The sequence below is a fragment of the Halorarum halophilum genome, assembly GCF_013401515.1.
GTDB lineage: Archaea > Halobacteriota > Halobacteria > Halobacteriales > Haloferacaceae > Halorarum > Halorarum halophilum.
Map to the genome: position 1 here is coordinate 154,582 of NZ_CP058530.1, position 23,601 is coordinate 178,182.

The following is a 23,601-nucleotide window of genomic DNA, read 5'->3' on the forward strand; positions in this document are numbered from 1 at the left end:
GACGGTTCACCCCCAGTCGTGGGGTACGGAGTCCCGGGCCAAACTCCGGAAAGCACTCGAAAACTGGGGTGGGTGTTATCGCGGACGGTGCCGTCAGGTCCGTATGGACCCCCACATCACCCTGGTCACGCTCGGCGTCGAGGACCTCGACCGGTCGATCGAGTTCTACCGCGACGGGCTCGACCTGCCGATGCAGGAGCGACCCGAGGACGAGACCATCGCCTTCTTCGACCTCGAAGGGGCGATGCTGGGGCTCTACCCCCGGGACCTGCTCGCCGAGGACGCGACCGTGTCGCCGGAGGGCTCCGGCTTCGGCGGCGTCACGATCGCCCACAACGTCGCGGATCGGGACGCCGTCGACGCCGTCCTCGCGGAGGCCGAATCCGCGGGCGGGGAACTCGTCAAATCGGGGCGAGAGGCCGACTGGGGCGGCTACTCGGGCTACTTCGCCGACCCCGACGGCCACCTGTGGGAGGTGGCGTGGAACCCCTACCTCTCGGCGGACTGATCCGTCCGCCGCGGCGGAGGCGCCGCCCCGACGGATCGCCCCCGAACCACCCGCACGGAACCCGGAGTCGCACGCCACCTGGTATTCTACGTGATATTTTAACGGGAACACCTATGAACGAGTTCGAGCGATTCGCACTCGGATACTTATATGGAGAACGCTTTACTCGGTTCCGAATTCGATGCTCGCCCTCCGGATTCCTCTTCAAGCGGGGACCACGTCGGCTCCCGTTCGCTGCCGACGTGGACCGCGATTGACGGCCGGGACCGCGAACTCGCGTTCGCGGCGATCGAGTACGCGTCCTGGGAGGAGATCGACGGCGTCGTCGCGATGTACGACGACTTCGAGGAGAAGCACGCCGCACAGGGGCTCCCGCCCCGGAAGGGGGACGATATCCGCGAGTGGCTGACCGCCCTCCGATGCGGCCTCCACGTCGTCGCGCGCCACGACGGGCGGACCGTCGGGCACGCGACCCTCGTGTCGGGCGAGGAGAGCGATGTAGGGAGTGGCTCGGGCGACGAGCGCGAAGCGGGACACGAACTCGCCATCTTCGTCCACCAGGACTACCGGAACGCCGGAGTCGGCACGCACCTGCTCCGAACGTTGCTCTCGTACGCGGGGACCGTCGGCGTCGAGCGCGTCTGGCTCATGGTCGAACGGCACAACCGCGCGGCTATCGCGCTCTACGACGACGTCGGGTTCGAGACGGTCGAGGTGTCGGGGGGAACTGTGGAGATGGAACTCGATCTCGACGAGTCGGCCGTCTCGCGGCTGCCGGCGAATCCGGCCTGACCGGTCGGGGATCCAACCGAGAGCAGGGTTCGAGTTCCCGAGTAGTCGGAACGCGCGACCCCGATTCGGGGTCGTCGCAGGCGTACCGCATCCCCGTCTGATGGGCGACTGTCAACGACCGTGCCGGGAGCTGGTAACCATTCGTCCACTTGTTTTCGTACAGTAGTCCTTGCAGCGAACAGGCTTATTGAAATTCGCGGCCGCTTCGAACCCGGAGTAACTCCCCACATGTTCTACCACGACGACAGGCTCCAGTACGAGGTCGAGGTCGAGGAACCGAACCCGGTGTTCGCGAAGATGCTCCAGCAGGCGATCGGCGGCGTCGAGGGCGAGATCCGCGTCGCCATGCAGTACATGTTCCAGGCGTGGGCGATCCCCGACGAGCACGCCGAGTACCGCGCGATGGTGATGGACACGGCCGCCGAGGAGCTGGGACACATCGAGATGCTCGCGACCGCCGTCAGCAAGAACCTGGAGGGGTCGCCGCTCTCCCTGGCGGACGTGAGCAACGACGGGGAGATGGGGCTCGCCACCCTCGCCGGGATGCAGCCCCGCCAGATCCTCTCCACGGGGCTGAACGCGATGCCCGTCGACTCGAACGGCGTCCCATTCAACGGGAGCTGGGTCGTCGCCAGCGGGAACCTCGCGGCGGACATGTACGCGAACATCATGGCCGAATCGACCGGACGGCTCCTCGCGACCCGCCTCCACGAGATGACCGATGACCCCGGGATGAAGGACATGCTCGAGTACCTCATCGCCCGGGACACCATGCACCAGAACCAGTGGGTCGAACTCCTGAAGAGCCTCGGCGACCCCGAGGAACTGCTCGACGTCCATCCCATCCCCGACAGCTTCCCGGACGAGGTGGAGAACCAGGAGTTCAACTACGCGTTCCTCTCGACGAACGCGGAGCGGCAGGACGACCCGGGCATGCCGTGGACGGAGGGCGAGTCACCGGACGGCGAGGGGACGTTCTCGTACACGACCCAGCATGACATCGAGGGGGCGCCGCGCAACGTCGACAAGGCCGACCCGCAGACGTTCAACGAGCCCGCGCCCCAGGACGAGGACTGACCCGAGCGATCGACGGACGCCGGACGGATGGGCGCGTCGACCCCCCGAGACGGGGACCGGTCACCCTGGCCGACGGTGGCAGCGGCGCCAGGTCGTGACCACGTTCACCCCGGTTCCTGATCCGTTACCCCACGTCTCCGAGCGATTATCGCCGTTCCGAACGACGGTTCGTCCGCGATGGCCGCGCAATTCGACACCATGCACGACCTGTTCGTGCACGAACTCCGGGGCGCGTATCACATGGAACGCCGTCTCGTCGAAATCCTCGACGAGATGGCCATGAACGCGACGAACGACCGCATCAGCACCGGGTTCGCGGACCACCGCGACGAGACGCGCCAGCACGTCGAGCGTGTCGAGGAGGCCTTCCGGGCGCTTGGTCTCGAACCCGAGGAACGGCAGTGCGCCGTGGTCGAGGCGCTGGACGAGGAACGGGAAATCGTCGAGGAGGGCGTGACGGACCCCGACCTCCTCAACCAGTTCTACCTCGGCGCGGGGATGAAGACCGAGCGCATCGAGATCACGACGTACGACAGCCTCCTGACGATGGCCGACCGGCTGGACCTCGGCGACGACGTGACGGACCCGCTCCAGCGGAACCGGGACAGCGAGGACACCGCGCTCAAGGAACTGAAGGCGCTGAGCACCGCGTCCGACCTCAAGGACCTCTGGGACAGTCTCACGCCCTGAGCTGCGGGGGCGGGGACCCCCGATAGCGGACTCCGTCCTGCCGGAGCGAGCCACGGCCGAGCGCCGACGGCCGATAGACCGAACTCCCCCGGGCGGCACGGTCACGGTAGCGATGAGCCGAACGAACGGGAACGACTCGGACGGGAAGCGCAACTGACGCGGCCGGGAGGAGGGCGCGACCGGAACGAGCGGGGCGATCTGCCCTGGCATTAAGACGCGCCCGCTCGGACCGTCGGCATGGTCCTCCCGATCGCGTTCGGCTGGCGCCACCTCCTGTTCGCGAACTGGCCCGTGGACGCCGACCTGATCGACGCCCACCTGCCCGACGCCCTCTCGGTCCAGACGTACGACGGCACCGGCTGGCTCTCGGTCGTCCCGCTCACGAACGTCCACGTCCGGCCGCGCGGCCTCCCGAGGGCCGCCGGCGTCACCCTCCCGGAACTGAACCTGCGGACGTACGCCACCTGCGAGGGGGAGCCGGGAACCTACTTCTTCAGCCTCGACGCGCAGGGGGTCGCGAGCGTCGTCGGCGCGCGGTTGCTCCACCACCTGCCGTACTTCTACGCGCGGATCGACCACCGGGTGGACGACGGGCGCGTCCGGTTCCGGAGCCGGCGGCTCCACCCCGGCGCGCGGCCGGCCCACTACGCGGCGAGCTACCGGCCGGACGGCGACCCCTTCGAGGCGGATCCCGGGTCGCTCGCCGAGTTCCTGACCGAGCGACGGCGGCTGTACACGCAGGGCTACGACGGCGCGGTCAGGTACACGGACGTGGAACACGACCGGTGGACGCTCTACCCCGCGTCCGTCTCGACGAAGCAGAACACGCTCTTCGAGGGGGACGGGTTCGACCATCCCGACACGGAGCCCGTGTACTACTACACCCCCGGCACCGACGTCGTCACCAGCAGGAACAAGCGGTGGACGCCGACGGGGTGAGGCGGCCTCACCCCTCGTCGTCGCTCGCTCGGTAATCGGTCAAAAAAACCCCGCGACGGGGACGATCGAATCCCGCTCGCCGCCACGGAGGGACGCGGGACGGCCCGCGCTACTCCTCGTCGTCCTCGCTCCCCTCCTCGGCGCTCGCCTCGCCCTCGCTCTCGTCGCCCTCGACCTCCTCGGCGACGCTCTCGGTGGTCTCCGCGACCTCCTCGATCTGCTCGGAAGCGTCCTCGCCGCCCTCCTGGACGCGGTCGGCGGTCTCCTCGCCGACCTGCTGAATCCGGTCGGCGGCCTGGTCGGTGACGGCGTCGATCCGCTGGGCCGCCCACCCGGCCCGGCTGGCCGTCATCTCGGCGACCGACTGGGTCCGGCCGCTGGCCTCGTCGATGTTCTCCCCGACGGAGCCGGACCGCCGCTTCATCGCGTAGCCGAGCGCGGCGACGGCCCCGACGCGGAACAGCATCGAGAGGAAGCGTCGACCCCTGGAACGCCCGCCGGTGGACTCCTCGGTCGTCTCGGTGATCGACTCCGACATCAGGTCGGACCCCTCGTCGCCGCCGTCCATCGTCCGCCGCCACCGGACGAGGTAGCCGAGGGCCGCGCCGAACCCGACGAGCGTGAGGGTGCCGAGGATGCCCCGACCGCCGGACGACCCCTTCGTGTCGGAGTCCGGTGGCCCTCTCGCCGCCTCCTTGATCCCCTCCCGGACGGCGGTGCTCATCGATCTCGCCAACGTTTCCTTCCGCTCTTCTGTCAGAATACCGTCCGTACTTGCCCGCATGGTTCGAACGTACCGTAGTATGGGCAAAACCGTTCGGCCTGCATATCCGGGTGAGGGCCCGCACACCTCGAACTGGCCATCGACGGGATCGGCCCGCGAGCGTTGTAGTGTATTCCTGTTAACTATCGGACAACGCGCCCGAAACGTCGCCGTCTCCCCGAATCGTCCCCGGCGGGGAAGTCGACGGGCGTCGTACGCACTGTCACGGGTCGGATCGACCAGTGGCCCCGAAACGACAAAGAAGTTAAGAGAACGTCAGGTGTGGTATCAGCTAGTATGGGAGCTACTGACGAGGCTGAACGGACGTACGGCGACATCGACGACGTCGAGGTCGCCCCGGAGGGCGGCTGGAACGCACAGTTCGTCGACGGCGAGTGGCGGTCGGCGGCCGGGCGGGACACGATCACGGTGAACGCGCCGGCGACCCGGAGTCCGGTGGGCGAGGTTCCCCGCGGGACGACGGACGACCTGGACGAGGCGTTCGCAGTCGCGGAGCGGGCCCAGCAGGAGTGGGCGAACACGCCCCCGCAGGCGCGCTCGCGGATCGTCTCGCGGGTCGCGTCCCTCCTGGAGGAACACGCCGGGGACGTCGCCCACCTGACCGCGATCGAGGGCGGCGGGGTTCGGGCGAAAGCCGAGTTCGAGGCCGGCGCGGCCGGCGGGGTGGCCGCACACGCCGCCGGGATGTCGCTCCGCAACCGGGGGGAGCAGTCCGACTCCATCGTCCCGGGGAAGGAGAACATCGTCGTCGAGGAGCCGGTCGGGGTCGTCGGGGTGATCACGCCGTGGAACTTCCCGCTCGTCCTCTCGATGCGGGCGGTCGCGCCGGCGCTCGCGCTCGGCAACGCCGTCGTCCTGAAGCCCGACGAGCACACCCCCGTCACCGGCGGCCTCCTGCTCGCCCGGCTGTTCGAGCTGGCGGGGCTTCCCGACGGCCTCCTCAACGTCGTCACCGGGTACGGCTCCGACGTCGGCGACCACCTCTCCGGCCACGAGACGCCGTCGGTCATCTCGTTCACCGGGTCGACCGAGGTGGGTCGCCGCGTGGCGAGGAACGCGGCCGAGAACCTCCACCTCCCCGCGCTGGAACTTGGCGGGAACAACGCACACGTGGTCACCGACGACGTCGACCTCGACCGTGCGATCGAGGCGGGCGCGTTCGGGTCGTTCACCCACCAGGGCCAGGTGTGCATCTCCATCAACCGCCACCTCGTCCACGAGGACGTCTACGACGAGTACGTCGCGGGACTCGCCGCGGCCGCGGAGAGCCTGCCGGTCGGCGACCCCCTCGACGAGGAGTCGGTCGTCGGGCCGATCGTCAACGAGTCGCAGTTCGAGCGGATGATCAGCTTCCTCGAGGACTCCATCGAGATGGGCGCCGAGGTCGAGGCGGGCGGCGACTACGACGACCCGTACGTGGAGCCGACGGTGCTCTCGAACGCCACCAACGGGATGCCGACGGCGTGCAACGAGCACTTCGGCCCCATCGCGCCCGTCATCCCCTTCTCGAGCGACGAGGAGGCCGTGGAACTCGCCAACGACACGGAGTTCGGACTGTCCGGGTCCGTCCACTGCCGGGACGTCGGACGGGCACGGTCGATCGCCGACCGGATGGAGACCGGGATGGTCCACATCAACGACCAGCCGCTCAACGACGACCCGCAGGCGCCGTTCGGCGGCGTGAAAGCGTCGGGAATGGGGCGGTACAACGATCGGTGGATCGCGGACGAGTTCACGACCACCCGGTGGATCTCCGTCCAGCACGAGCCCCGCGACTACCACTGACGACAGCGTCGATCGCGTCCTCGCCGGCCGACGGGCGGCACGGACCGACCCTTTTACGCGGGGGCCCTCCCGGGAAGGTGGACTCGAACCGCTCACGGGAGCACGGCCGTCGCGGTAACGGAACGTATAAGTCCGTTATCCCTTTTACACCGTACAAACATTAGCTGGCCGAGAAAACACGGTATGTTCCCGGGCCGGAGCGAAGTAAGCGAATGCTATATGTGTAACCACAGAATGGGTCTCAGGTAGACGTGACCGACGGTTCCAGGAAGCGGAGGGGCGGCGACTGGTTGGGGCGGAGCGCCACGTACGTCGTTCTCTTGCTCCTTTTCCTCTCGCTCGTGACGGCCCCGGCCGCCGCGGCCGCGGGTGTCGAACGGACCACGCAGGGTCCGACGATCGGGAACGTGTCGTTCCAGGAGGGCAGCGGGCTGGCCGACGTACAGGGGAACACGACGTTCCTCTGGCTGGGCGAACCACAGACCCTTACGGTCCAGGTCGGCGACGACGGGAAGATCACCGGCCGCGAGCTGTGCGTCTTCTCGAGGCCGGAGCCGAGCGGCTCCTCGCAGGAACTCGCCTGCGAGCCCATCCGTTCGGCCGGGCAGAACAACGTCACCGTCGACAGCTGGCCCGAGGACCTCACCGGCGAACAGACGGTCACGGTCACCATCAGGAGCGTCGTCAACTCGAGCAACGTGACCGACGAGACGACGCTCCCCGTCCACGTCCTCAACCGGACGGACGACCTCGACAGCGACGGCCTGACGAACGAGGAGGAGGTCGAGGCCGGGACGGACATCCACTCGGCCGACACGGACAAGGACGGGGTCGAGGACGGTCCCGAGGTGAACACCTACGGGACGAACCCGACCGACCCGGACACCGACAGCGACGGGCTCCGGGACAACACCGAGATAAACGGCGGGACGAACGTCACCGTCCCGGACTCGGACGGCGACAGCCTCCTCGACGGCGAGGAGGTCAACCAGCACGACACCGACCCCCTCAACCCGGACACGGACGGTGACGGGCTGAACGACGGCGAGGAGGTCAACCAGCACGACACCGACCCGAACAACCCCGATTCCGACGGTGACGGGCTGAACGACGGCGAGGAGATCAACGAGCACGACACCGACCCGCTCGAGCCGGACACGGACGGCGACGGGCTGAACGACGGCGAGGAGGTCAACCGGTACGGCACCGACCCGGACAGCGCGGACACCGACGGCGACGGGCTCGGGGACGGCACGGAACGGCGGATCGGCACCTCCCCGACCTCGTCGGCCGACGTGCTCGTGCTCGGATTCGTGGTCCTGCTCGCGCTCGTCGGGGCCGGCTACGCGCTCACCCGAATAGACCGCGAGGAGGCGCTCGACCGGCTCCCGTTCTCCCTCGGATCGGGCGGCGCGGACAGGCGGAACCGGGCGAACGGGAGCGCCGGCCGGGCGCCGACGAACCCGGGGAACGACGGGTACTCGGACACCGAGGTGCTGACCGACGAGGATCGCGTGATGAAGCTCCTGCGCGAGTACGGCGGCCCCATGCCCCAGAAGGAGCTCTCCGACGAGACCGGCTGGTCCGCCTCGAAGGTGAGCCGCCTGCTCTCGAGCATGGAGGAGGACGACAAGATCACGAAGATCACGATCGGCCGCGAGAACGTCATCAAACTCGGCGGCGAACACCAGAACAGCCCCTTCGACCAGGAACGGTAGTCGCCCGTCGTCGCGGCGGGGGAAGGGATCGGTCCGCGCCCGGCGAGCGGGCCGACACCGACGCGGTTCTAGCGGCGTTCACGACGGTCCCCCAGGCGACCGTACGGCCCCATCCTGCAATCAGATGGTAAGTAAACCTTCGGTAAACAGTTGCAAACCCTTTCAAACACGTCCATTGGGTGCAATTCGACCGAACAATCTCGAGTACATATGACCCCGCTCCTCTCTGTACCGACCACATGCACGAGTTGACGGGATTCCAGCGCGACCTCCTGTTCGTCCTCAGCGGGATCGGCACCTCGAACGGCCAGCAGCTGAAGCGCGAACTGCAGCGCACGCTCGACCAGTCCGTCCTGTCGGGACGGATCTACAGCAACCTCGAGACGCTCGTCGAGGGGGGGTACGTACTGAAGAGCGAGCGCGACGGGCGGACGAACGAGTACCGCCTCTCCTCGCGGGGGGAGGAGGTGATCCGGGGCCGGTTCGAGTGGCAACGTCGGCAGGCGGACCCGAGCCTGGTCGTGAAGTAGCGACCGCGCAACGATCCGCAACGACGGGAGGTCCGCTGGCCGACGTTTTTCACCGCAGACGAGTGGCGAACCATACGCAGAACGCGCCGAGCAGACACCCGGCCACCACGTCGGTCGCCCAGTGGATGCCGAGGTACATGGTCGAGAACACGACGCTCGCCGCGATCGGGATCGCGACGAGGGGCCACCGGGGGAACCGCTCGCGCGTCTCCCACGCGAACAGGGCGATCGTGACCGAGAGCGACGTGTGCAGCGACGGGAAGACGTTCGTGTTCGTGTTGACCTGACTCGTGAGGATCTGGGTCTGCGGGTAGGTCGCGTACAGCAGCGGCTCGACCTCGGTGGGGAGCATGTTCCGCGGGCCGTAGGAGACGAACAGCGTGTACAGCAGGAGGCCGATTACGTAGTTGAGCGCGACGCCGATCGAGGCCCGCTTCAGCGGGCGGAGGTCCTCGATGGACGCGTACGCGACGAAGGGGAACGAGAGCAGGAAGACGTAGCCGCAGAGGTATACCGTCGCCAGGTACGCCGTGAGCCACGGCGTCGCGAGCGACTGCAGGTCCGCGACGAACGACCCCTCGATACCGTGGATCGCGCCCGTGATGTTCCACCCGATGACCTCCGACACCTCCGGCGAGACGGTTCGAAGCGCCTTGTTGACGCCGAGGACCGCGAAGAGGAGCCCGATCCACTGGAGCACCTCCCGTGGGCGCGACCGCAGGTTGTCCACGACCCCCGCGAGGCCGTCGCGACCGAGCAGCGCGACCGCGGTGACGGCCGTCGCGAGCGCCGCTCCACCGACCACGACGGCGGTGACGAGGAGCAGGGACACGGCTACGAACTCCCCCCCATCACCGTGTCAGGAGCCTGCCGTCCGACGAGTACCGGTAGCCGGCCTCCCGGAAGTTCTCGCGGGCCTTGTCCACGTCCAGGTGTCCGTTCTCCCCTGCGAACGGGACCACGATGTCGCTCGCCCCGCCGCCGAGGTCGGGGGAGAGCGGCCCGTCGCGGCCGAGGGGGCTGACCGCCGGCTCCGCGAAGCCGCCGAAGAACTCCTCGACGAGGGACTCCCTGTCGAGGAGGGCGGCGACGGCCCGGCGGAAGCGGGTGTTGCTGTTCGGCGCCTCCCTGACGTTGAACCCGACGTGGTAGAACGCGTTCGGATGGGTGACCCGGAGCGCGAGGTCCGGCGCGCCCCCGATGTCGGGGACGGTCTCCGGCGGGACCGGCGAGGCCGTCGCATCGGCCGAGCCCCCCGCGACGAGTTCGACCGCCGCGGCCCCCGACGGCACGACGGAGAACTCGAGCGCGTCGAACGCGAACCCGCCGGCGTACCGCGCCGGGGGGCCCTCGATCGACTCCCGCGCGAGGAAGTGGTCGTCGAACCGCGTCAGGACGAGCGACTCCTTCTCCTTCGACCGGTCGAACCGCAGCGGCCCGCTCCCGACGGGGGTCGGGTTGTCCCAGACGAGCGCCTCGGTGATCGAGTCCGCCGCCGCGAGCCCCGCGATGCTCGCCGGTTCGTTCCGATCTGCCCACTCGAGTTCGGGGAGGATGGGGGCCGCGAACGCCGCGGCGGCGACCCGACGGCTCGTCGGCCCGAACTCGAGCTCGACCCGGTCGTCCCCCCGAACCGACACCGACTCCACGAGCGACGCCTCCCGGCGGTAGTTCGGGGCCGGAACGGCGTTCTCGAGGGCGCCGAGGGAGGTGTCGGCGAGGAACCGGTAGGTGAATGCGACGTCGGCGGCGGTGAGCGGTTCGCCGTCGTGCCACGTGAGGTCCTCGCGGAGCGTCACGACCGCCGTCAGTCCATCGCCGTCCGCGCCGCCCCCCCACTCCCAGTCGGACGCGAGCCACGGGCCGACGGACCCGTCGATCCACCGACCCAGCGAGTCGTAGATCAGCCCCGTGACGGCGGTTCCGGTCCGGTACTCCACGGCGAGCGGGTTCAGGTTCTCGGTCGGCCGCGAGTCCCCGAGGGTCACCCGGAGCCGCGACTCCTCCGACCGATCGCCAGCCGGCCGCCCGGTGACGGCGTCGAGTTCCGCGTTCGTCCGGCTCGTCTGGGGTCGACCGGCTTCGAGGTAGTGCAGCGACGTCGACGCTCCGTCGGACGCCCAGCCCGTGACCCGGTCGGTGTGTGCGGTCCTGATCTCCTCGGGGAACGCGAGGACCGAGAACGGCTGGTCGCGAACGACGACGCGCTCGATCTCACGCAGGGTCCGCTGGCGCGCCGTGCCCGACTGACCGCGCTGGGCGTCGAGCAGTTCGTCGAGTTCCAGGCTGGCGTAGCCGAACGGGTTCCCCCACCCCGGTTCGCCGTTGAACCGGGAGTGGAGCAGCGGCCGGAGGAAGTCGGGGTCGTGCGCGTGGGGGAACCGTGCGACGTACAGGTCGAACTTCTGGTTCAGGAGGACGTCGCGGTACAGCTCCTCCCGGCTCGCCAGCACCACCTGCGCGTCGACGCCGACGGTCGTGAGCCGGTCGGCGAGCGTGCGGGCCACGGTCGTCGCGCGCGTGTCGGCGTCCGCGGGGACGGTCTTGATCGAGAGCGACAGCTGTTCGGGGCTATCCCGGCCCACGAGTGCCCGCGATCGCTGGATGCACCCGCTTCCGACGAGGGACGCCGCCCCCGCGAGGACCGCGCGTCGTCGCACGGAGGGGCCGGAACCGCTCCCGTCGCCGTCGGTGGGAGGACCGGAGTCGCTCGCGTCGTCGGCGGCGGAGGGCGGAGTCGAGTGGTCGCTGGATACCATGTGAGGGGAGGGTCGTCCACGTGGACGAGGTCGGAAGACGTTATTACGCGATTGTTAAGTTGCCGAATCGGCCGTCGAGGCCGCTCCGAACCCCGCCGCGAGCGCGCCCTCCCTCCCGTTCCAGTCGCGGGTCCGTCAGGTACGCGCCAGTGTCGCGCGCGGGACGCCGTGTCACCCGTCGCGTGTCGCCCGTCGTGGGTCGTATCGGACGCGGGGCGGGTTCACGGGTAGAAGTATATCCCGAACTCGGCGCCGCACCGGTCGCAGGTCACGTCGCTTCCGAGCAGCGGGGCCTCCCCGGCGGGCGGCGCGGCGTCCTGCGGGTCGACGTCCGGAACCGGGCCGAACGCGGTCTCGCAACTCGGACACTCCGGGTTGACAGCGGCCATGGTCGAGCGAACTGTTCGTCCCGCAGTAGCTTTGCTATCGACACGATAAGCGCCGCCGCTCCGACCCGCTCCCGACGGGTCCGGGCCGGCCCGGACGTTCGCGGACGGTTGCACGGGCGAGCGGAACCCCTTAGATGGGATATAAGTATCCGGACCGGGCGACGACGTGTCCTCGCGCCACCAGCGCGCGTGACACCGCATGTTCGATCTCACCGCATTCCAACGCGACCTGCTGTTCACGATATCGGGCTTCGAGGAACCTCACGGGCTGAAGCTGAAGCGCAGCCTCCAGGAGGACTACGAGGAGGAGATCAGCAACGGTCGCCTCTACCCCAACCTGGGCGAACTCGTCGACCGGGGACTCATCAGGAAGGGAAAACTGGACGACCGGGCCAACACGTACCAGATCACGCGGGAGGGGCTTCGCGTGCTCCGGCGCCGGCGCCAGTGGGAGGAACGGTCCGTTCCGGACGGGCTCGTCGGGACGTAGGTCCGACGCGGGGGAGGCTGGTGGAGCGGCGGTCCGGTTCGTGACCGTCGGTTCGGCCGCTCCGACCGCGGAACCGAACGTGGACGACGCCCGCGACGGACCGACCCTGGGGGGGAAGCGGTCCCGAGCCGGGCGGCCGTATCCCGTGCGTAACCGCGGTCGCGCGCGCCGATTTCGGCTTACATTCTTTATAATAAAGCCCTCGGGCCGCCGCGTGCGTGTATGGAGCGCCGAAGCGGGTACCGCCTCGTGTTCGTCGTCGTCGTCGTTCTCTCGGGCGCCGTCCTCTCGGCCGGCGCGCTGTCCGGCGACGGCGGTGACGCGACCGCGTCCGCCGGGGGGAGCATCACCGGCGACGGGGAGACGGTCGCACCCCCGCGCGACGGCATCACGGTCGTCGCGACGGACTCGAACACGTGGCTGGGGAGGGAGAGCGACGGCCCGCGAGCGAACGCCGAACTCGTCGCCGTGGGGCCGGACGGCGAGCGGATCTACTACAACGATAGCCACACGCGCTACTGGGACGTCGACCCGGTCGAGGGGACGGACGCCACCGTCGAGTACGTCTACGCCGACCACCTCGAACCCGAGGACTGCGGCGGCGAGGAGGTCTGTACGCGCAACGGCATCGAGCGCGTCAACCTCACGACTGGGGAGGTGACGGAGGTGTTCAGCCGGGTCACGCCGGGCAAGCACTCGACCCGGTGGCACGACGCCGACCGGATCGACGGGTCCACGATCGCCGTGGCCGACATCGAACGCGATCGCGTGTTCGTCGTGAACACGACGACGAACAATCTGGAGTGGTCTTGGAACGCGCAGAACAAGTTCCCCGTCGCCGACAGCGGCGGGCCGTACCCCGAGGACTGGACGCACCTCAACGACGTCGAGGTGCTCGAGGACGGTCGGATCATGGTGAGCCTCCGGAACCACGACCAGGTCGTCTTCCTCGACCGCGAGGAGGGGCTGCTCGGGAACCGGACGCTCGGGTCCGACGACGACCACGACGTCGTCTACGAACAGCACAACCCGGACTACATCCCGGCCGAGCGCGGGGGCCCGTCGGTGCTGGTCGCCGACTCGGAGAACAACCGCGTCGTGGAGTACCGCAACGAGAACGAGGCGGGGGACGGCGCGTGGGAGCGGACGTGGACGTGGAGCGACGGGGAGCTCCAGTGGCCCCGCGACGCCGACCGCCTCCCGAACGGGCACACCCTGATCACCGACTCGAACGGCAACCGGGTGATCGAGGTCGACGGGAACGGCGAGGTCGTCTGGACGCTCCCGGTCGCCTTCCCGTACGAGTCCGAGCGGCTGGGGACCGGTGACGAGAGCGCGGGCGGGCCCGCCCGCGAGGCGGACGGGAACGGGACCGCGTCCGGGGCGTCCGGAGGCGCCGGCGAGTCCGGCGGGGAGAGTGAGTCCGGCGCCGAGGCGGGCGAGTCGTCCGGCGGCGCCGACAACACCGACGACGCCGGCTTCCTCGCGGGGCTCCTCTCCGGCCCGACGGTCAACGCCGTAATGTACGTCACCCCGGTCTGGATGGGCCTGGGTGAGCTCCTCGCGCTCGTGGTACTGGTCGTGGCGGGTCTCGGCTGGCTCGTCGCGGAACTCCGCTGGTCGCCGCTCGGCGCGACCGTTCGGTCCCCCGTGGACCTGGAGTGGCGACGATGACGGGGGGATCGCCCGCGATCGGTCTCGCCGGCGACCCCCTCCCGCCGTCCCTGTCCGGGGTGGTACTCCGTGCGTAGCATCGAGGACACCGGGTCGAGGGGGCTACAGAACCTCAGCGACCGGCCGTCGCTTTCCCTCGAGGAACTGCCGTGGCTGGGGGTCGCGCTCTCCGTCGGGACGCTCGTCGGGGCCGTCTACCTCATCACCCACCCGTACCCCGCCTACGGCGCCGGGCTGTTCCTGGAGATAGCCGAGCGCATCGCGACGAACGGCTACCGCCTCCCGTCCCACGTGTCCCACTACACGGCGGACGGCGTCCCCCTCGCGTACCCGCCGCTGATGTTCTACGTCAGCGCGCTGCTGATGAACGGTGCGGGGGTCGACCCGGTCGCGCTCACGCGCTACCTCCCGGTCGTCTGCACCACGCTCTACCTGGTGCCGTACTACTTCATCTCGCGGGAGCTCCTGAGCTCGAAACTCGAGGCGACGGTCGCCACGACGCTGCTGGCGGTTACGCCGCCGGCCCTCCAGTGGCACCTCTCGGCCGGCGGGCTGGTCCGGGCGCCGGCGTTCCTGTTCTCGCTCACCGGCATCTACGTCGGTATCCGCCTGTTCAGGTCGGGGTCGGCGAGGCTGACCGTGCCGGGGGCGGTCCTGTTCGGCCTCACGGTGCTCACGCACCCGGTGTACACGGTGTTCTTTGGGCTGAGCTACCTGCTCCTCTACGCCGCGTTCGACCGGACGCTCAGGGGGCTCGTCCTCGGCGCCGTCGTCGCGGGCGGGGGGGTCGCGCTCGCCGCGCCGTGGTGGACGCAGGTGATCGCCATGCACGGGACGGACGTGTTCGCGTCGGCTGCGGGGACCCACTCTGGGCTGCTCGGCGGCGCACAGCGGTTCGCCGCCGCGTTCGTGTATACGCTGGTCTCGAGCCCGCCGATCCCGGTGTTCTTCGTCAGCGCGTACGCCGGGATGTTCTACTTCCTCGGGACGCGCCGGCTCCTGCTCCCGACGTGGCTGGTCACGTCGGCGATGGTGATCGGGAAGGAGCGCTTCCAGTTCGTCGCCGGGTCGATGATGGCCGCGGTGCTGCTGTGTGCCGTGGTTCGCGGGGTGGTACACCGGCGACTCCCGGCCGAGAGCTGGCGCTGGGGCTCGCGCGTCGTGCTCGCTGCCGTCGTCGTCAGCGGGGTCGCCATCGGCGCGCTGTACGGCGCGGGCGCGCTGTCGATGGCCCACGCCGGGAGTCCGGGCCAGCCCCAGTTCATCGACCAGTCCGACCGGACCGCGATGACGTGGGTCGACCAGCACACGAACGCGAACGCCGAGTTCGTCGTCCTCGGCGACGCGGCCGAGTGGTTCCCCGCGTTCACCGACCGGACGATCCTCGTCGGCCCGTGGGGCGTCGAGTGGACGAGTCCCGCCCGCTACGCCGCACAGCTGTCGCTGTACCAGCAGCTCTCGACCTGTGAGAGCGAGCAGTGCGTGACGACGGCGCTGGCGTCGGCGAGCCTCGAACCCGAGTACATCTACGTGCCGAAGGGCCACTACACCGTCCGGGGGAACGCCCACGACGGGACCGATCGGCTCCGCCAGTCGCTGGCCTTCTCCGACCGGTACCGGCTGGTGTACGAGAACGAGGGCGTGGCCGTCTTCCGCGTCGAGGACGACCCCGAATCGGCCGACTCCCGACTCGACGACGGGAGCGCGACCGGGGGCGACGGGGGCAGCAGCGGCGGGGAACGCTCCGCCACCGCGGTCTGAGGGATTCGCGGCTCGGGGGTCAGTTCCACGCCACGTCGAGCGACGCGAGCAGGGCGAACAGGCAGACCACCGCGCCCGAGACGACGGTCGCGGGGAGCCCGGCGAACGGTCCGAGCGCGGCGACCTCCGCCCCGAGCAGCAGCATCGAGAGGACCGCTACCCCGAAGTAGTACGCCGCCCACTGATTCTGGTCGGCCCCGACGCTGGGGGGGCCGCCGTCCCCCGTCGTGCGGGGCGGGGCGGGGTCCCGGCGGGCGAACTGCCGCGCGCCCCCCTCACCCCGGCGCGTGACGAGGCCGCGCTCGGCGTCGAAGACGAGCAGGCCCGCGCTGTCCAGCACCGGGAGGTCCTCGTCGTGGAGGGCCTCGTGGAGGTCCTCCCACGACCGGGGGTACGCGGGGGTCCCGGGGCCGGCCCGGCGGTCGGCCTCGAGTTCGTCGACGATGCGGTCGACGGTCACCGGCGTCTCCATCGTCTCGAGGAGCCTGACGACCCGGGTGCGTCGGTCCGCGATCTCCCCCTCGGCGCTGGCCAGTTCGCTCATCCGTCGGCACCACCGGCCGGCGGCGCTGTACCCGGTCCGCCCGGCGGCATCCGGCCCCGGTGCGCGACCCCGTTATCAGCCATTGGAACCGTATATGTTCAGCTGAAATATATAAGTTCGGTGGAACCGGCGAGCAGACGAACACCGCCGTCTCACGCCTGGAGTCCTCGAAATATCGCGCATCGGGGGTCGACGACGGTCGCGGTCGACGGTCGCGGCGGTGCCGCGTGGGCTTCAGCCCAGCCTGCGCTGGACGCCCGAGAACAGGGTGGCAGCGAGTCCGGGGTACTGCCGCGGCCGGGGGCGCCGCCCACGGACGAGGTATCGAGCCCCGCGGACGAGGTTCCCTTCGCCGATGAAGGCCTTCCCCAGCATGTACCGGTGGGCGCCGATGACGTCGTAGCCCTGCGCCTCGAGGTCGGACACCGTCTCGGAGAACGTCTGGAGGTAGTGCTGGTCGGCCACTTCGAGGTCCGATGCCGAGGGGTTCCCGGACTCGTGGCGCCGAACGAGCGGCGCGTTGACGTAGGCGAGTTTGCCCTGCTGGAGGACGCGGATGAGGAACTCCGAGTCCTGGAAGCGGGCGAACGACTCGTCGAAGCCGTCGATGGCCTCCACCACGTCGGAGCGGACGATGAGCGTCGACCCGGCGCTGGTGTGCAGGTCGTCCGAGAGCACCTCGCGGACGAGTTCCTCGCCGCCCTCCTTCCCCTCGGTCACCGCGCGCCGGGAGAACAGGTGGGTCGCGAGCTTTCGGATCGCCCCCGGCTCCGACTCGGAGACCATCTCGACGCCGCAGTAGGCGGCGACCCACTCGTCGGAGCGGCGTTCGAGCAGGTCGACCTGCCGTTCGAGCTTGCGGGGGAGCCACTCGTCGTCGGAGTCGAGGAACGCCATGTACTCCCCGGTCGCGTGCTCGATCCCGGTGTTCCGCGCCGCGCTCCCGCCCTTGTTCGTCTCGTGTTCGATGAACGTGACCCGCGGGTCGTCGTAGGACTCCATGACGGAGGCGGTCTCGTCGCTGGACGCGTCGTCGACGACGATCGCCTCCAGGTCCTCGTGTGTCTGTGCGAGCACGCTATCGAGCGTCCGCTGGAGCGGCTTCGCCCGGTTGTACGTCGGAATGATGACGCTGACGGTGGGCATCTTTCTAGACCGGACGCGACCGGGCCACGTTATTATCGGCCCGCTAAGGGGGCGACCCCCCGGGCGGAAGGGTCGCCGAACAGGGACGGGGATAATACTCGATTCCTGATTAGAACGCGTTATTGTAACTGGATTTTCTCTTCTTTCTGAGGGATAGTCGGACACCCTTCGGTCGCTCGGCCATCGCCGTTTCCGGGAAAGCTGCCGGTTTAACACCTTTTCAAGACGTGGACCACGTCGTCCTCGGTGAGAGTGTTGTCGTGGCCGTAGTGTATCTATCATAATATCTGATTGTATGAAAGGTCGCGATAGCGGTGCACTGGCTCGACGGTGGAACTGGACCACCAGTGACGACGGGCAGCCCCCCTCGACCCTCAACACATTAGTCGGCTGGAGGGCATCCGGTTGACATGAAGCGCGTTGCGGTCGAGGACGTGGAACCGGAGCACCCCGGGAGCGGTATCGATCGTCACGGCCTGTCGGACCCGCTGGGAACGACCGACCTCGCCGTCAACCGCTACCGGCTCGCCCCCGGCGAGGGGTTCCCCGGCGGGCTCCACGCCCACCCAGATCAGGAGGAGGTGTTCGTCGTGGTCGAGGGGGAAGCGACGTTCGAGGCGTACGTTCCGCGAGGCGACGGCAATCGACCGGTTCGGGGCCGCGAGGTCACCGTCGCAGCTGGCGAGGCGATCAGGTTCGCGCCGGGCGAGTTCCAGTCGGGCAGGAACGACGCCGACGGCGACCTCGTGGCGTTCGCGATGGGCGCACCCCGGGACGCCGGGGACGTGCGGCTCCCCCTGGAGTGCCCCGACTGTGGCCGCGCCGACGTACGCCTGGCGACGGACGAAGGGGGACCGTCCTTCGTCTGTCCGGACTGCGACGCCGAACGCGTTCCGCGAGCGTGTCCCGCCTGCGGCCACGACGAGATGCGCGTCGCGCTCGGCGAGGAGGCCCGGCCGGTCGTCGCCTGCCGGGGCTGCGACGACGAGTTCGAGGACCCCCCGGTCCGGGGCGACGGTGAGAGGGATGGGACGACGCCGACCGAGGGCTAACGACGGCTTACCCGCCAGCTGGTTCCATTATCAGTGCCATAATAAACTGCAAGCAGGGGCAGTGGTCGGTATGGACGCCTCTGTCGCCCACCAGCATGGGGAAGCGGTTCTCGACGAGCTCTCGCGCGCCGTCATCGTCGAGCGGGACGTGCTCCGCACGATCCTGACCGGCGTGATGGCGAACGGCCACGTCCTGCTCGAGGACGTTCCCGGCACCGGGAAGACGCTCACCGCCCGGAGCTTCGCGACGGTGCTCGGGCTGTCGTTCAACCGCATCCAGTTCACCCCGGACCTCCTGCCGGCCGACGTCACCGGGACGTTCGTGTTCAACGAGCGCTCCCGCGAGTTCGACTTCAGCGAGGGTCCCCTCTTCGCCAACGTCGTCCTCGCCGACGAGATCAACCGCGCCTCGCCGAAGACCCAGGCCGCCCTGCTCGAGGCGATGGAGGAGGGGCAGGTCACCGTCGACGGCGAGACGTTCCCGCTGCCGGACCCGTTCTTCGTCATCGCCACCCAGAACCCGGTCGAACGCGGGGAGGGGACCTTCCCGCTCCCGGAGGCCCAGAAGGACCGCTTCCTCGTCAAGAGCAGCATCGGCTACCCCGACGAGGCGGGCGAACTCGAACTCATCAACCGGCGCGCAGCGCGCGAGACATCCGCGCCCACCGTGTCCCAGCAACTGGGCCCGGAGGACGTCCGGGGGATCCGCCAGGCGCCCGAACACGTGCGCGTCCACGACGACGTCAAGCAGTACGTCGTGGACCTCGTCCGCGCGACGCGCGAGGACGGCCGGGTCGACGTGGGCGTCTCCCCGCGCGGGTGCCAGCGCCTCTTCGAGGTCGCCCGGGCCTGGGCCGCGGTCGGCGGCCGGGCGTACGTGACGCCGGACGACGTGGCCGACATCGCCCACCCCGTGCTCGACCACCGGCTGGTGCTGACCGCGGACGCGACGGTGAACGACGTCGACCGCTCGACGGTGATCGACGACCTCCTCGACCAGGTCCACGTGCCGACGCTCAAGCGCGAAGCCCCCCGGTGATCGGCTAGGAAGCGTAGAGGATCGCTCTCGAGGCGATTCGGCGGTCGGAATCGAACGCGATGTTCTGCTACGAACGCGTGCGTCCCGGATGGCAGAAAGTACATGCTCTCCCGAATAGCTGTTACAGCAGTGAACGTCGCCGGCATCTCGCTCTGTCTCGTCGGCCTCGCGGGGGTCCTCTGGCCGGAACCGACGCTTCGGTTCTGGTTTCTCGGGATGCTCGAGGAGGGCTCGTTGAGCGATAACGGGCGGGCGTTCTTTCGAGGGCTGGGAGTGCTCTGTGTGCTCGTCGGGTTGCTGGTGGCGACGAGTACGTAGGCGATGCCGGATGACGGCCGGCGTGACCCCCGGGCTACCCGTGGAGCGCGCCGGCCAGCAGGAGGACCGACGCGAGGAGCAGCGCCAGCGCCGGCAGCGGGAGGCCGGACGACCCGACGCCGGAGATGACGGTGCCCGCGCCGACCGCGACGCCGCCCACGAGCACGCTCCCGGCGCCGTGGGCCGCCTCGAGCCGTCGGGTCTCGACGTGCCGGCCGAGCTGCTCGCCGACGTTGACAGCGTGTTCGCCCAGGTCCCACGCGACGATGGTCGCCGCGCCGCAGATCAGGAGCGTCCGGAGCGACACCGACATGAACAGCCCGGCGGCGAGGACGCTCAGCGTGACGCCCGCCGTGCCGAGCTTGAGGAGCCCCCGCGAGCCGGAGCCGCGGAGCGGCGCCAGCCCGAGCGCGAGCGCGAGGAGGCCCGCCATCCCCGGCAGGGTGACGAGCATCTGGCCGAGGTCGGCAGTCGTCGTCGCGGCGAACGCGAGCGCGACGACCCACGCCCCGACTCCGACGACCGAGACCGCGACGCCGAGCAGGCGGCGGTCACGGTGGAACAGGACGAGCCCGCCGACGAGGACACCGAGCGTGACGAGTTGGCCGAGCAGCGCCAGCTCCGCCGTCTCGTTCGGCGCGAGCAGCCACACGGCGACGGCCGCGATCAGCACCGACGCCGTCGCGCTCAGCGCGGTCGGTCGCTTGACCGGGTCGGCGACGGTCACGCTCGACCCACCTCGGCGTTCGCGAGCGCCGCGGCGAGCGGCGACGACGGCTCCCACTCGGTGACCGGGATGTCGGACTGGCGGAGCCGTCGGATCCGGTTCTCCCGTTCGACGGCCGCCAGCCGTCGCCCGGTGGTCCCCCCCTCGGTCACCTCGGGCGAGACGACGCTGACGGAGTGGCCCTCCGCCTCGAACTCCCGGGCCACCGCCACGGCGTCGTCGTCACACAGCGGCGAGACGAAGACGATCTGGGCGTTGGAGGGGAGGCGCTCCCGGAGCCGCGTCGTCTGCGCGTCCACCGGCGGCTCCTCGTCGGCCGCGGGCGGCTGTGAGGAGAACGCGGGGTGGGTCGCGAGCATCGTCTGGGCCCGGACGCGGTGGTCCCGGCCGGCCGCCGGCGCCAGCCAGCACTCCGTCCGGCCGAGCGCGGCGATGCCGACCTGGTTGCGCTCGTCGAGGGAGGCGACGAGCAACTGTTCGGCCGCCGCGACGCCGTAGGAGACGGCGTGCGGCTCGTCGGTCCCGCCCCGGTAGGCGGACGCCCTGGCGTCCACGAGCACCACGACCGAGGCCGCCCGCTCCTCGCGGAACTCGACCGTGGTGAGTTCGCCCCGCTTCGCGTAGCGGTTCCAGTCGATGCGGCGCATCGAGTCCCCGCGCTGGTACTCCCGCGTGCTGTAGAACTCGATGCCGGTCCCGCCGTGGCTCGCCGGGATCTGTCCGAACGCGTCGACCGTCTGCGAGCGCAGCGGCGGCGACGTCGCCTCCGCGCTGCACTCGATCTCCGTCTCGTCCGTGACCGTCGTCTCGCCCTCGCGCGCGCCGCTGACGTCCCGCACCACGACGGTCGTCGGCTCGAACAGGTGTCGCCCCTCCGCGGCCTCCATCTCGTAGGAGAACGTCGCGGCCTCGCCCGCGCGGAGCGCCGTCCCGTGACGCGGCGTGCCGTCGGTGACGGCCAGCGCCGGCGGGACGCCGTCGACGATGCGGACGTCCGCCAGGGGCCGGTCGCCGACGTTCCGGACCGTGACCGTCACCTCGACGGGCTGACCCTGGCGCGGCGCGCTGTCGCTCACCCGCCGCTCCAGGTCGAGCTCGACACGCGGCGTCGGCGTCACTCGCGGGTACGCCGCGTAGACGACGCCGACCCCCGCGAGGACGAGCAGGCTCGCACGGTTCGCGATCAGCCCGAGCGCCCCGGCGGCCAGCGTGAACGCGAGGACGCCCCGCCAGCGGTTCGTCCGGGTGAACTTGGTCATCCGTCCCCCCTCGCGCCGGGCGCGCGAGCCACGATCTCCTCCGCGGTCCGTCGCGCCCGTCGCTGGGACGGGGTCTCGCCGCGGAGGCCCGCCCCGAGGAGCTCCGGGAACGACGCCGGGTTCGACCCCGACAGGAACGCCGCCGCGTCGGGGTCGTCGGTCCAGCGTCCGTCGGCGACCATGCGCTCGGCCTCCTCCCTGCTACAGCCCTCCGAGCGCATCGTCACGTCGACGGCGGACGTGCGGAGCCGCTCGCGGACGGACTCGCGCGTCGAATCCCCGACGACGGGGAGCCCGAACCGGACGCTCCCGATCCGGTCGTCGAACCCCGCCCCGGGCGTGGGCACGGCGACCGGCCGCTCGGGGTCCGGCATCCGCGCCTGTCGGAGGTTCCCCGACCGGCCGGAGACGACCATCGCGGACGCCACGACCAGCCCGCCGGCGGCGATGGCCACCAGGAACAGGTAGTCGTTGCCGAGCGCGGTCACGGCGGCGTCGACGAGGTCGGCGAGCGGCCCGTCGCCCGAACCGAGCAGGGCGAGCCCCAGCAGGACCACGCCGGCGGCCCCCAGCACGACGCGTCGTCGCTTCATCGGTTCCCCCCGTCGCGGATCTGGGCGCGGAACCGCTCGAGCGCCTCCTGGGCGCGGGCGCGCCGTTCCTCGGTCACCGGCGCGCCGCCGTAGCGGACCTCCTCGAACGGCCGGGTGATCCCCTCGACCACCTCGCGGTCGACGCCGGCGTCGACCGCCGCGCCGGCGACCTCTCCCGGCGTCGCCGCCAGCTCGTCGTCCAGGTCGAGTCGTTGCACCATCTCGTACCACGCGCGCTCGACGTCGTTCGTCGGCGACGGGACGAGCAGGGTCCCCGCGTCGCCGCCGTCACCGTTTCGGGCCAGCCCGAACCGCTCCAGCACCGCCGTGAGCAGCGCCTCGAGCCGGCGGGGATGTCTGGCCGCCGCCGCCACGGCGCCGACCACGAGGAACACCGGCAGGAGCGACACCAGCAGGTCGAGCAGCGCCAGGAGGAGCGCGAGCAGGCGGTCGAGGAGGTCGGGCTCGTCGTCCGTCGCGCCCTCGCCCCCGTTCTGCACGGATGCGGACTGGTCACCTGACTGGTCCGACGAGCCGCTCTCGGCCGAGTTGTCGTCCGACGAGCCGCCGCTCTCGCGGTCGGACGAGTCGCTGGAGGAGGACGAACTCCGTTCCTCGGACTGCGGGTCCTCGGGGTCCGACTGGATCTGCTCCTTCAGGCTGCCCACCTCGTCGGAGGGGAGCGGGAGCGAGGCCTGGTCGAAGGTGATGACGTCGTCCGGCGTCGTGTCGACGGAGGCGTCGAGCGTCGCCGCCGACGTTCCCAGCGCGAACAGGCAGCAGAGTGCGAGCGCCGCTGTCAGGACCTGTTCCCCGGTCACGCCGCTCCGTCACCTCGAACCCGTAGCCGTCTCGCTTGATCTGCCAATCTGGGAACCGCTTCGACGTGCAGGGCCTTTATTATGGCCACCGTAAGTGGCCGGCTATCAAATTGATAATAAACTAACTCCGGTGACTCTACCCGACCGTCCGATATGGGAACCGATAGATCGCGATCGAGACGACATGCCATCACGCTACTTCTCGT

The 23,601-nt window shown here is 69.9% G+C and carries 24 protein-coding genes; 14 read left to right on the forward strand and 10 right to left on the reverse strand.

The window, feature by feature from the left end:
- Window positions 1-103: 103 nt before the first annotated feature.
- From HUG10_RS19075 to HUG10_RS19095, 5 genes are all read left to right on the forward strand, one after another.
- Window positions 104-508 (forward strand): VOC family protein, encoded by a 405-nt coding sequence (locus HUG10_RS19075; RefSeq protein WP_179171284.1) that lies wholly within the window; start codon window positions 104-106, stop codon window positions 506-508.
- A 150-nt stretch (window positions 509-658) separates the two neighbouring features.
- A complete protein-coding gene (locus HUG10_RS19080) occupies window positions 659-1,300 on the forward strand; it encodes a GNAT family N-acetyltransferase (protein WP_179171285.1) in 642 nt (213 codons plus the stop codon).
- A 228-nt stretch (window positions 1,301-1,528) separates the two neighbouring features.
- The gene (locus HUG10_RS19085; protein ID WP_179171286.1) at window positions 1,529-2,377 is read left to right on the forward strand and encodes a manganese catalase family protein; all 849 of its coding nucleotides are present in this window, start codon (window positions 1,529-1,531) and stop codon (window positions 2,375-2,377) included.
- Between the two features lie 177 nt (window positions 2,378-2,554).
- Window positions 2,555-3,067, forward strand: coding sequence for a YciE/YciF ferroxidase family protein (locus HUG10_RS19090; protein ID WP_179171287.1), 513 nt, complete (start codon window positions 2,555-2,557; stop codon window positions 3,065-3,067).
- 237 nt (window positions 3,068-3,304) lie between these two features.
- Entirely contained in the window at window positions 3,305-4,006 is a 702-nt protein-coding gene (locus HUG10_RS19095) for a YqjF family protein (protein ID WP_179171288.1), read from the forward strand.
- A 109-nt stretch (window positions 4,007-4,115) separates the two neighbouring features.
- Here HUG10_RS19095 and HUG10_RS19100 read toward each other — a convergent pair whose 3' ends face one another.
- Window positions 4,116-4,730 carry a hypothetical protein gene (locus HUG10_RS19100; RefSeq protein ID WP_179171289.1) on the reverse strand — a complete coding sequence of 205 codons (615 nt, stop codon included), beginning with the start codon at window positions 4,728-4,730 and terminating at the stop codon, window positions 4,116-4,118.
- A gap of 336 nt (window positions 4,731-5,066) precedes the next feature.
- Here HUG10_RS19100 and HUG10_RS19105 point away from each other — a divergent pair, with 336 nt between their 5' ends.
- The 3 genes from HUG10_RS19105 (at window position 5,067) to HUG10_RS19115 (ending at window position 8,823) form a co-directional block, all read left to right on the forward strand.
- Window positions 5,067-6,575 carry an aldehyde dehydrogenase family protein gene (locus HUG10_RS19105; protein WP_179171290.1) on the forward strand — a complete coding sequence of 503 codons (1,509 nt, stop codon included), beginning with the start codon at window positions 5,067-5,069 and terminating at the stop codon, window positions 6,573-6,575.
- A 251-nt stretch (window positions 6,576-6,826) separates the two neighbouring features.
- Complete coding sequence (locus HUG10_RS19110; protein ID WP_246310330.1) at window positions 6,827-8,293, forward strand: helix-turn-helix transcriptional regulator; 1,467 nt, start codon at window positions 6,827-6,829, stop codon at window positions 8,291-8,293.
- Between the two features lie 239 nt (window positions 8,294-8,532).
- Window positions 8,533-8,823: a helix-turn-helix transcriptional regulator gene (locus HUG10_RS19115; protein WP_179171291.1), complete on the forward strand. Its 291-nt coding sequence runs from the start codon at window positions 8,533-8,535 to the stop codon at window positions 8,821-8,823.
- Between the two features lie 49 nt (window positions 8,824-8,872).
- On the opposite strand, the gene HUG10_RS19120 is transcribed toward HUG10_RS19115, so the two are convergent.
- The 3 genes from HUG10_RS19120 to HUG10_RS19130 form a co-directional block, all read right to left on the reverse strand.
- Window positions 8,873-9,655 (reverse strand): phosphatase PAP2 family protein, encoded by a 783-nt coding sequence (locus HUG10_RS19120; RefSeq protein ID WP_179171292.1) that lies wholly within the window; start codon window positions 9,653-9,655, stop codon window positions 8,873-8,875.
- Window positions 9,656-9,674: 19 nt separating this feature from the next.
- Window positions 9,675-11,582, reverse strand: coding sequence for an ABC transporter substrate-binding protein (locus HUG10_RS19125; RefSeq protein WP_179171293.1), 1,908 nt, complete (start codon window positions 11,580-11,582; stop codon window positions 9,675-9,677).
- A gap of 221 nt (window positions 11,583-11,803) precedes the next feature.
- On the reverse strand, window positions 11,804-11,971 hold the full coding sequence (locus HUG10_RS19130; RefSeq protein ID WP_179171294.1) for a hypothetical protein: 168 nt from the start codon (window positions 11,969-11,971) through the stop codon (window positions 11,804-11,806).
- A 199-nt stretch (window positions 11,972-12,170) separates the two neighbouring features.
- Here HUG10_RS19130 and HUG10_RS19135 point away from each other — a divergent pair, with 199 nt between their 5' ends.
- The 3 genes from HUG10_RS19135 to HUG10_RS19145 all read left to right on the forward strand — a co-directional run bounded on the left by HUG10_RS19135 (window position 12,171) and on the right by HUG10_RS19145 (window position 15,896).
- Window positions 12,171-12,461 (forward strand): PadR family transcriptional regulator, encoded by a 291-nt coding sequence (locus HUG10_RS19135; RefSeq protein ID WP_179171295.1) that lies wholly within the window; start codon window positions 12,171-12,173, stop codon window positions 12,459-12,461.
- 222 nt (window positions 12,462-12,683) lie between these two features.
- The gene (locus tag HUG10_RS19140) at window positions 12,684-14,135 is read left to right on the forward strand and encodes an arylsulfotransferase family protein (RefSeq protein ID WP_179171296.1); all 1,452 of its coding nucleotides are present in this window, start codon (window positions 12,684-12,686) and stop codon (window positions 14,133-14,135) included.
- Window positions 14,136-14,204: 69 nt separating this feature from the next.
- On the forward strand, window positions 14,205-15,896 hold the full coding sequence (locus HUG10_RS19145) for an ArnT family glycosyltransferase (protein WP_179171297.1): 1,692 nt from the start codon (window positions 14,205-14,207) through the stop codon (window positions 15,894-15,896).
- Between the two features lie 19 nt (window positions 15,897-15,915).
- Here the strand turns inward: HUG10_RS19145 and HUG10_RS19150 are convergent, their stop codons facing one another.
- Complete coding sequence (locus HUG10_RS19150) at window positions 15,916-16,440, reverse strand: DUF7344 domain-containing protein (RefSeq protein ID WP_179171298.1); 525 nt, start codon at window positions 16,438-16,440, stop codon at window positions 15,916-15,918.
- 234 nt (window positions 16,441-16,674) lie between these two features.
- On the reverse strand, window positions 16,675-17,586 hold the full coding sequence (locus HUG10_RS19155) for a glycosyltransferase family 2 protein (protein WP_179171299.1): 912 nt from the start codon (window positions 17,584-17,586) through the stop codon (window positions 16,675-16,677).
- Window positions 17,587-17,996: 410 nt separating this feature from the next.
- Here HUG10_RS19155 and HUG10_RS19160 point away from each other — a divergent pair, with 410 nt between their 5' ends.
- From HUG10_RS19160 to HUG10_RS19170, 3 genes are all read left to right on the forward strand, one after another.
- Window positions 17,997-18,638: a cupin domain-containing protein gene (locus tag HUG10_RS19160; protein WP_179171300.1), complete on the forward strand. Its 642-nt coding sequence runs from the start codon at window positions 17,997-17,999 to the stop codon at window positions 18,636-18,638.
- Window positions 18,639-18,708: 70 nt separating this feature from the next.
- A complete protein-coding gene (locus HUG10_RS19165) occupies window positions 18,709-19,677 on the forward strand; it encodes an AAA family ATPase (RefSeq protein WP_179171301.1) in 969 nt (322 codons plus the stop codon).
- A gap of 129 nt (window positions 19,678-19,806) precedes the next feature.
- On the forward strand, window positions 19,807-19,995 hold the full coding sequence (locus tag HUG10_RS19170; protein ID WP_179171302.1) for a hypothetical protein: 189 nt from the start codon (window positions 19,807-19,809) through the stop codon (window positions 19,993-19,995).
- A gap of 34 nt (window positions 19,996-20,029) precedes the next feature.
- Here HUG10_RS19170 and HUG10_RS19175 read toward each other — a convergent pair whose 3' ends face one another.
- The 4 genes from HUG10_RS19175 to HUG10_RS19190 are packed head-to-tail and all read right to left on the reverse strand — an operon-like array spanning window position 20,030 to window position 23,395.
- Window positions 20,030-20,722: a DUF7519 family protein gene (locus HUG10_RS19175; RefSeq protein WP_179171303.1), complete on the reverse strand. Its 693-nt coding sequence runs from the start codon at window positions 20,720-20,722 to the stop codon at window positions 20,030-20,032.
- Complete coding sequence (locus HUG10_RS19180; protein WP_179171304.1) at window positions 20,719-21,981, reverse strand: DUF58 domain-containing protein; 1,263 nt, start codon at window positions 21,979-21,981, stop codon at window positions 20,719-20,721. Before HUG10_RS19180 ends, HUG10_RS19175 begins: the two co-directional genes overlap by 4 nt.
- A complete protein-coding gene (locus HUG10_RS19185; protein ID WP_179171305.1) occupies window positions 21,978-22,574 on the reverse strand; it encodes a DUF7269 family protein in 597 nt (198 codons plus the stop codon). The genes HUG10_RS19180 and HUG10_RS19185 overlap by 4 nt, the downstream gene beginning before the upstream one ends.
- Window positions 22,571-23,395, reverse strand: coding sequence for a DUF4129 domain-containing protein (locus tag HUG10_RS19190; RefSeq protein WP_179171306.1), 825 nt, complete (start codon window positions 23,393-23,395; stop codon window positions 22,571-22,573). Before HUG10_RS19190 ends, HUG10_RS19185 begins: the two co-directional genes overlap by 4 nt.
- Between the last annotated feature and the right edge of the window lie 206 nt (window positions 23,396-23,601).

Bases quoted from the DNA above. Each gene is read 5' to 3' on its own strand.
- HUG10_RS19150 (WP_179171298.1), bottom strand. From the start codon at position 16,440: ATGAGCGAACTGGCCAGCGCCGAGGGGGAGATCGCGGACCGACGCACC.
- HUG10_RS19115 (WP_179171291.1), top strand. From the start codon at position 8,533: ATGCACGAGTTGACGGGATTCCAGCGCGACCTCCTGTTCGTCCTCAGC.
- HUG10_RS19135 (WP_179171295.1), top strand. From the start codon at position 12,171: ATGTTCGATCTCACCGCATTCCAACGCGACCTGCTGTTCACGATATCG.
- HUG10_RS19140 (WP_179171296.1), top strand. From the start codon at position 12,684: ATGGAGCGCCGAAGCGGGTACCGCCTCGTGTTCGTCGTCGTCGTCGTT.
- HUG10_RS19100 (WP_179171289.1), bottom strand. From the start codon at position 4,730: ATGAGCACCGCCGTCCGGGAGGGGATCAAGGAGGCGGCGAGAGGGCCA.
- HUG10_RS19165 (WP_179171301.1), top strand. From the start codon at position 18,709: ATGGACGCCTCTGTCGCCCACCAGCATGGGGAAGCGGTTCTCGACGAG.
- HUG10_RS19085 (WP_179171286.1), top strand. From the start codon at position 1,529: ATGTTCTACCACGACGACAGGCTCCAGTACGAGGTCGAGGTCGAGGAA.
- HUG10_RS19155 (WP_179171299.1), bottom strand. From the start codon at position 17,586: ATGCCCACCGTCAGCGTCATCATTCCGACGTACAACCGGGCGAAGCCG.
- HUG10_RS19130 (WP_179171294.1), bottom strand. From the start codon at position 11,971: ATGGCCGCTGTCAACCCGGAGTGTCCGAGTTGCGAGACCGCGTTCGGC.
- HUG10_RS19080 (WP_179171285.1), top strand. From the start codon at position 659: ATGGAGAACGCTTTACTCGGTTCCGAATTCGATGCTCGCCCTCCGGAT.
- HUG10_RS19160 (WP_179171300.1), top strand. From the start codon at position 17,997: ATGAAGCGCGTTGCGGTCGAGGACGTGGAACCGGAGCACCCCGGGAGC.
- HUG10_RS19180 (WP_179171304.1), bottom strand. From the start codon at position 21,981: ATGACCAAGTTCACCCGGACGAACCGCTGGCGGGGCGTCCTCGCGTTC.
- HUG10_RS19105 (WP_179171290.1), top strand. From the start codon at position 5,067: ATGGGAGCTACTGACGAGGCTGAACGGACGTACGGCGACATCGACGAC.
- HUG10_RS19090 (WP_179171287.1), top strand. From the start codon at position 2,555: ATGGCCGCGCAATTCGACACCATGCACGACCTGTTCGTGCACGAACTC.
- HUG10_RS19075 (WP_179171284.1), top strand. From the start codon at position 104: ATGGACCCCCACATCACCCTGGTCACGCTCGGCGTCGAGGACCTCGAC.
- HUG10_RS19095 (WP_179171288.1), top strand. From the start codon at position 3,305: ATGGTCCTCCCGATCGCGTTCGGCTGGCGCCACCTCCTGTTCGCGAAC.
- HUG10_RS19185 (WP_179171305.1), bottom strand. From the start codon at position 22,574: ATGAAGCGACGACGCGTCGTGCTGGGGGCCGCCGGCGTGGTCCTGCTG.
- HUG10_RS19125 (WP_179171293.1), bottom strand. From the start codon at position 11,582: ATGGTATCCAGCGACCACTCGACTCCGCCCTCCGCCGCCGACGACGCG.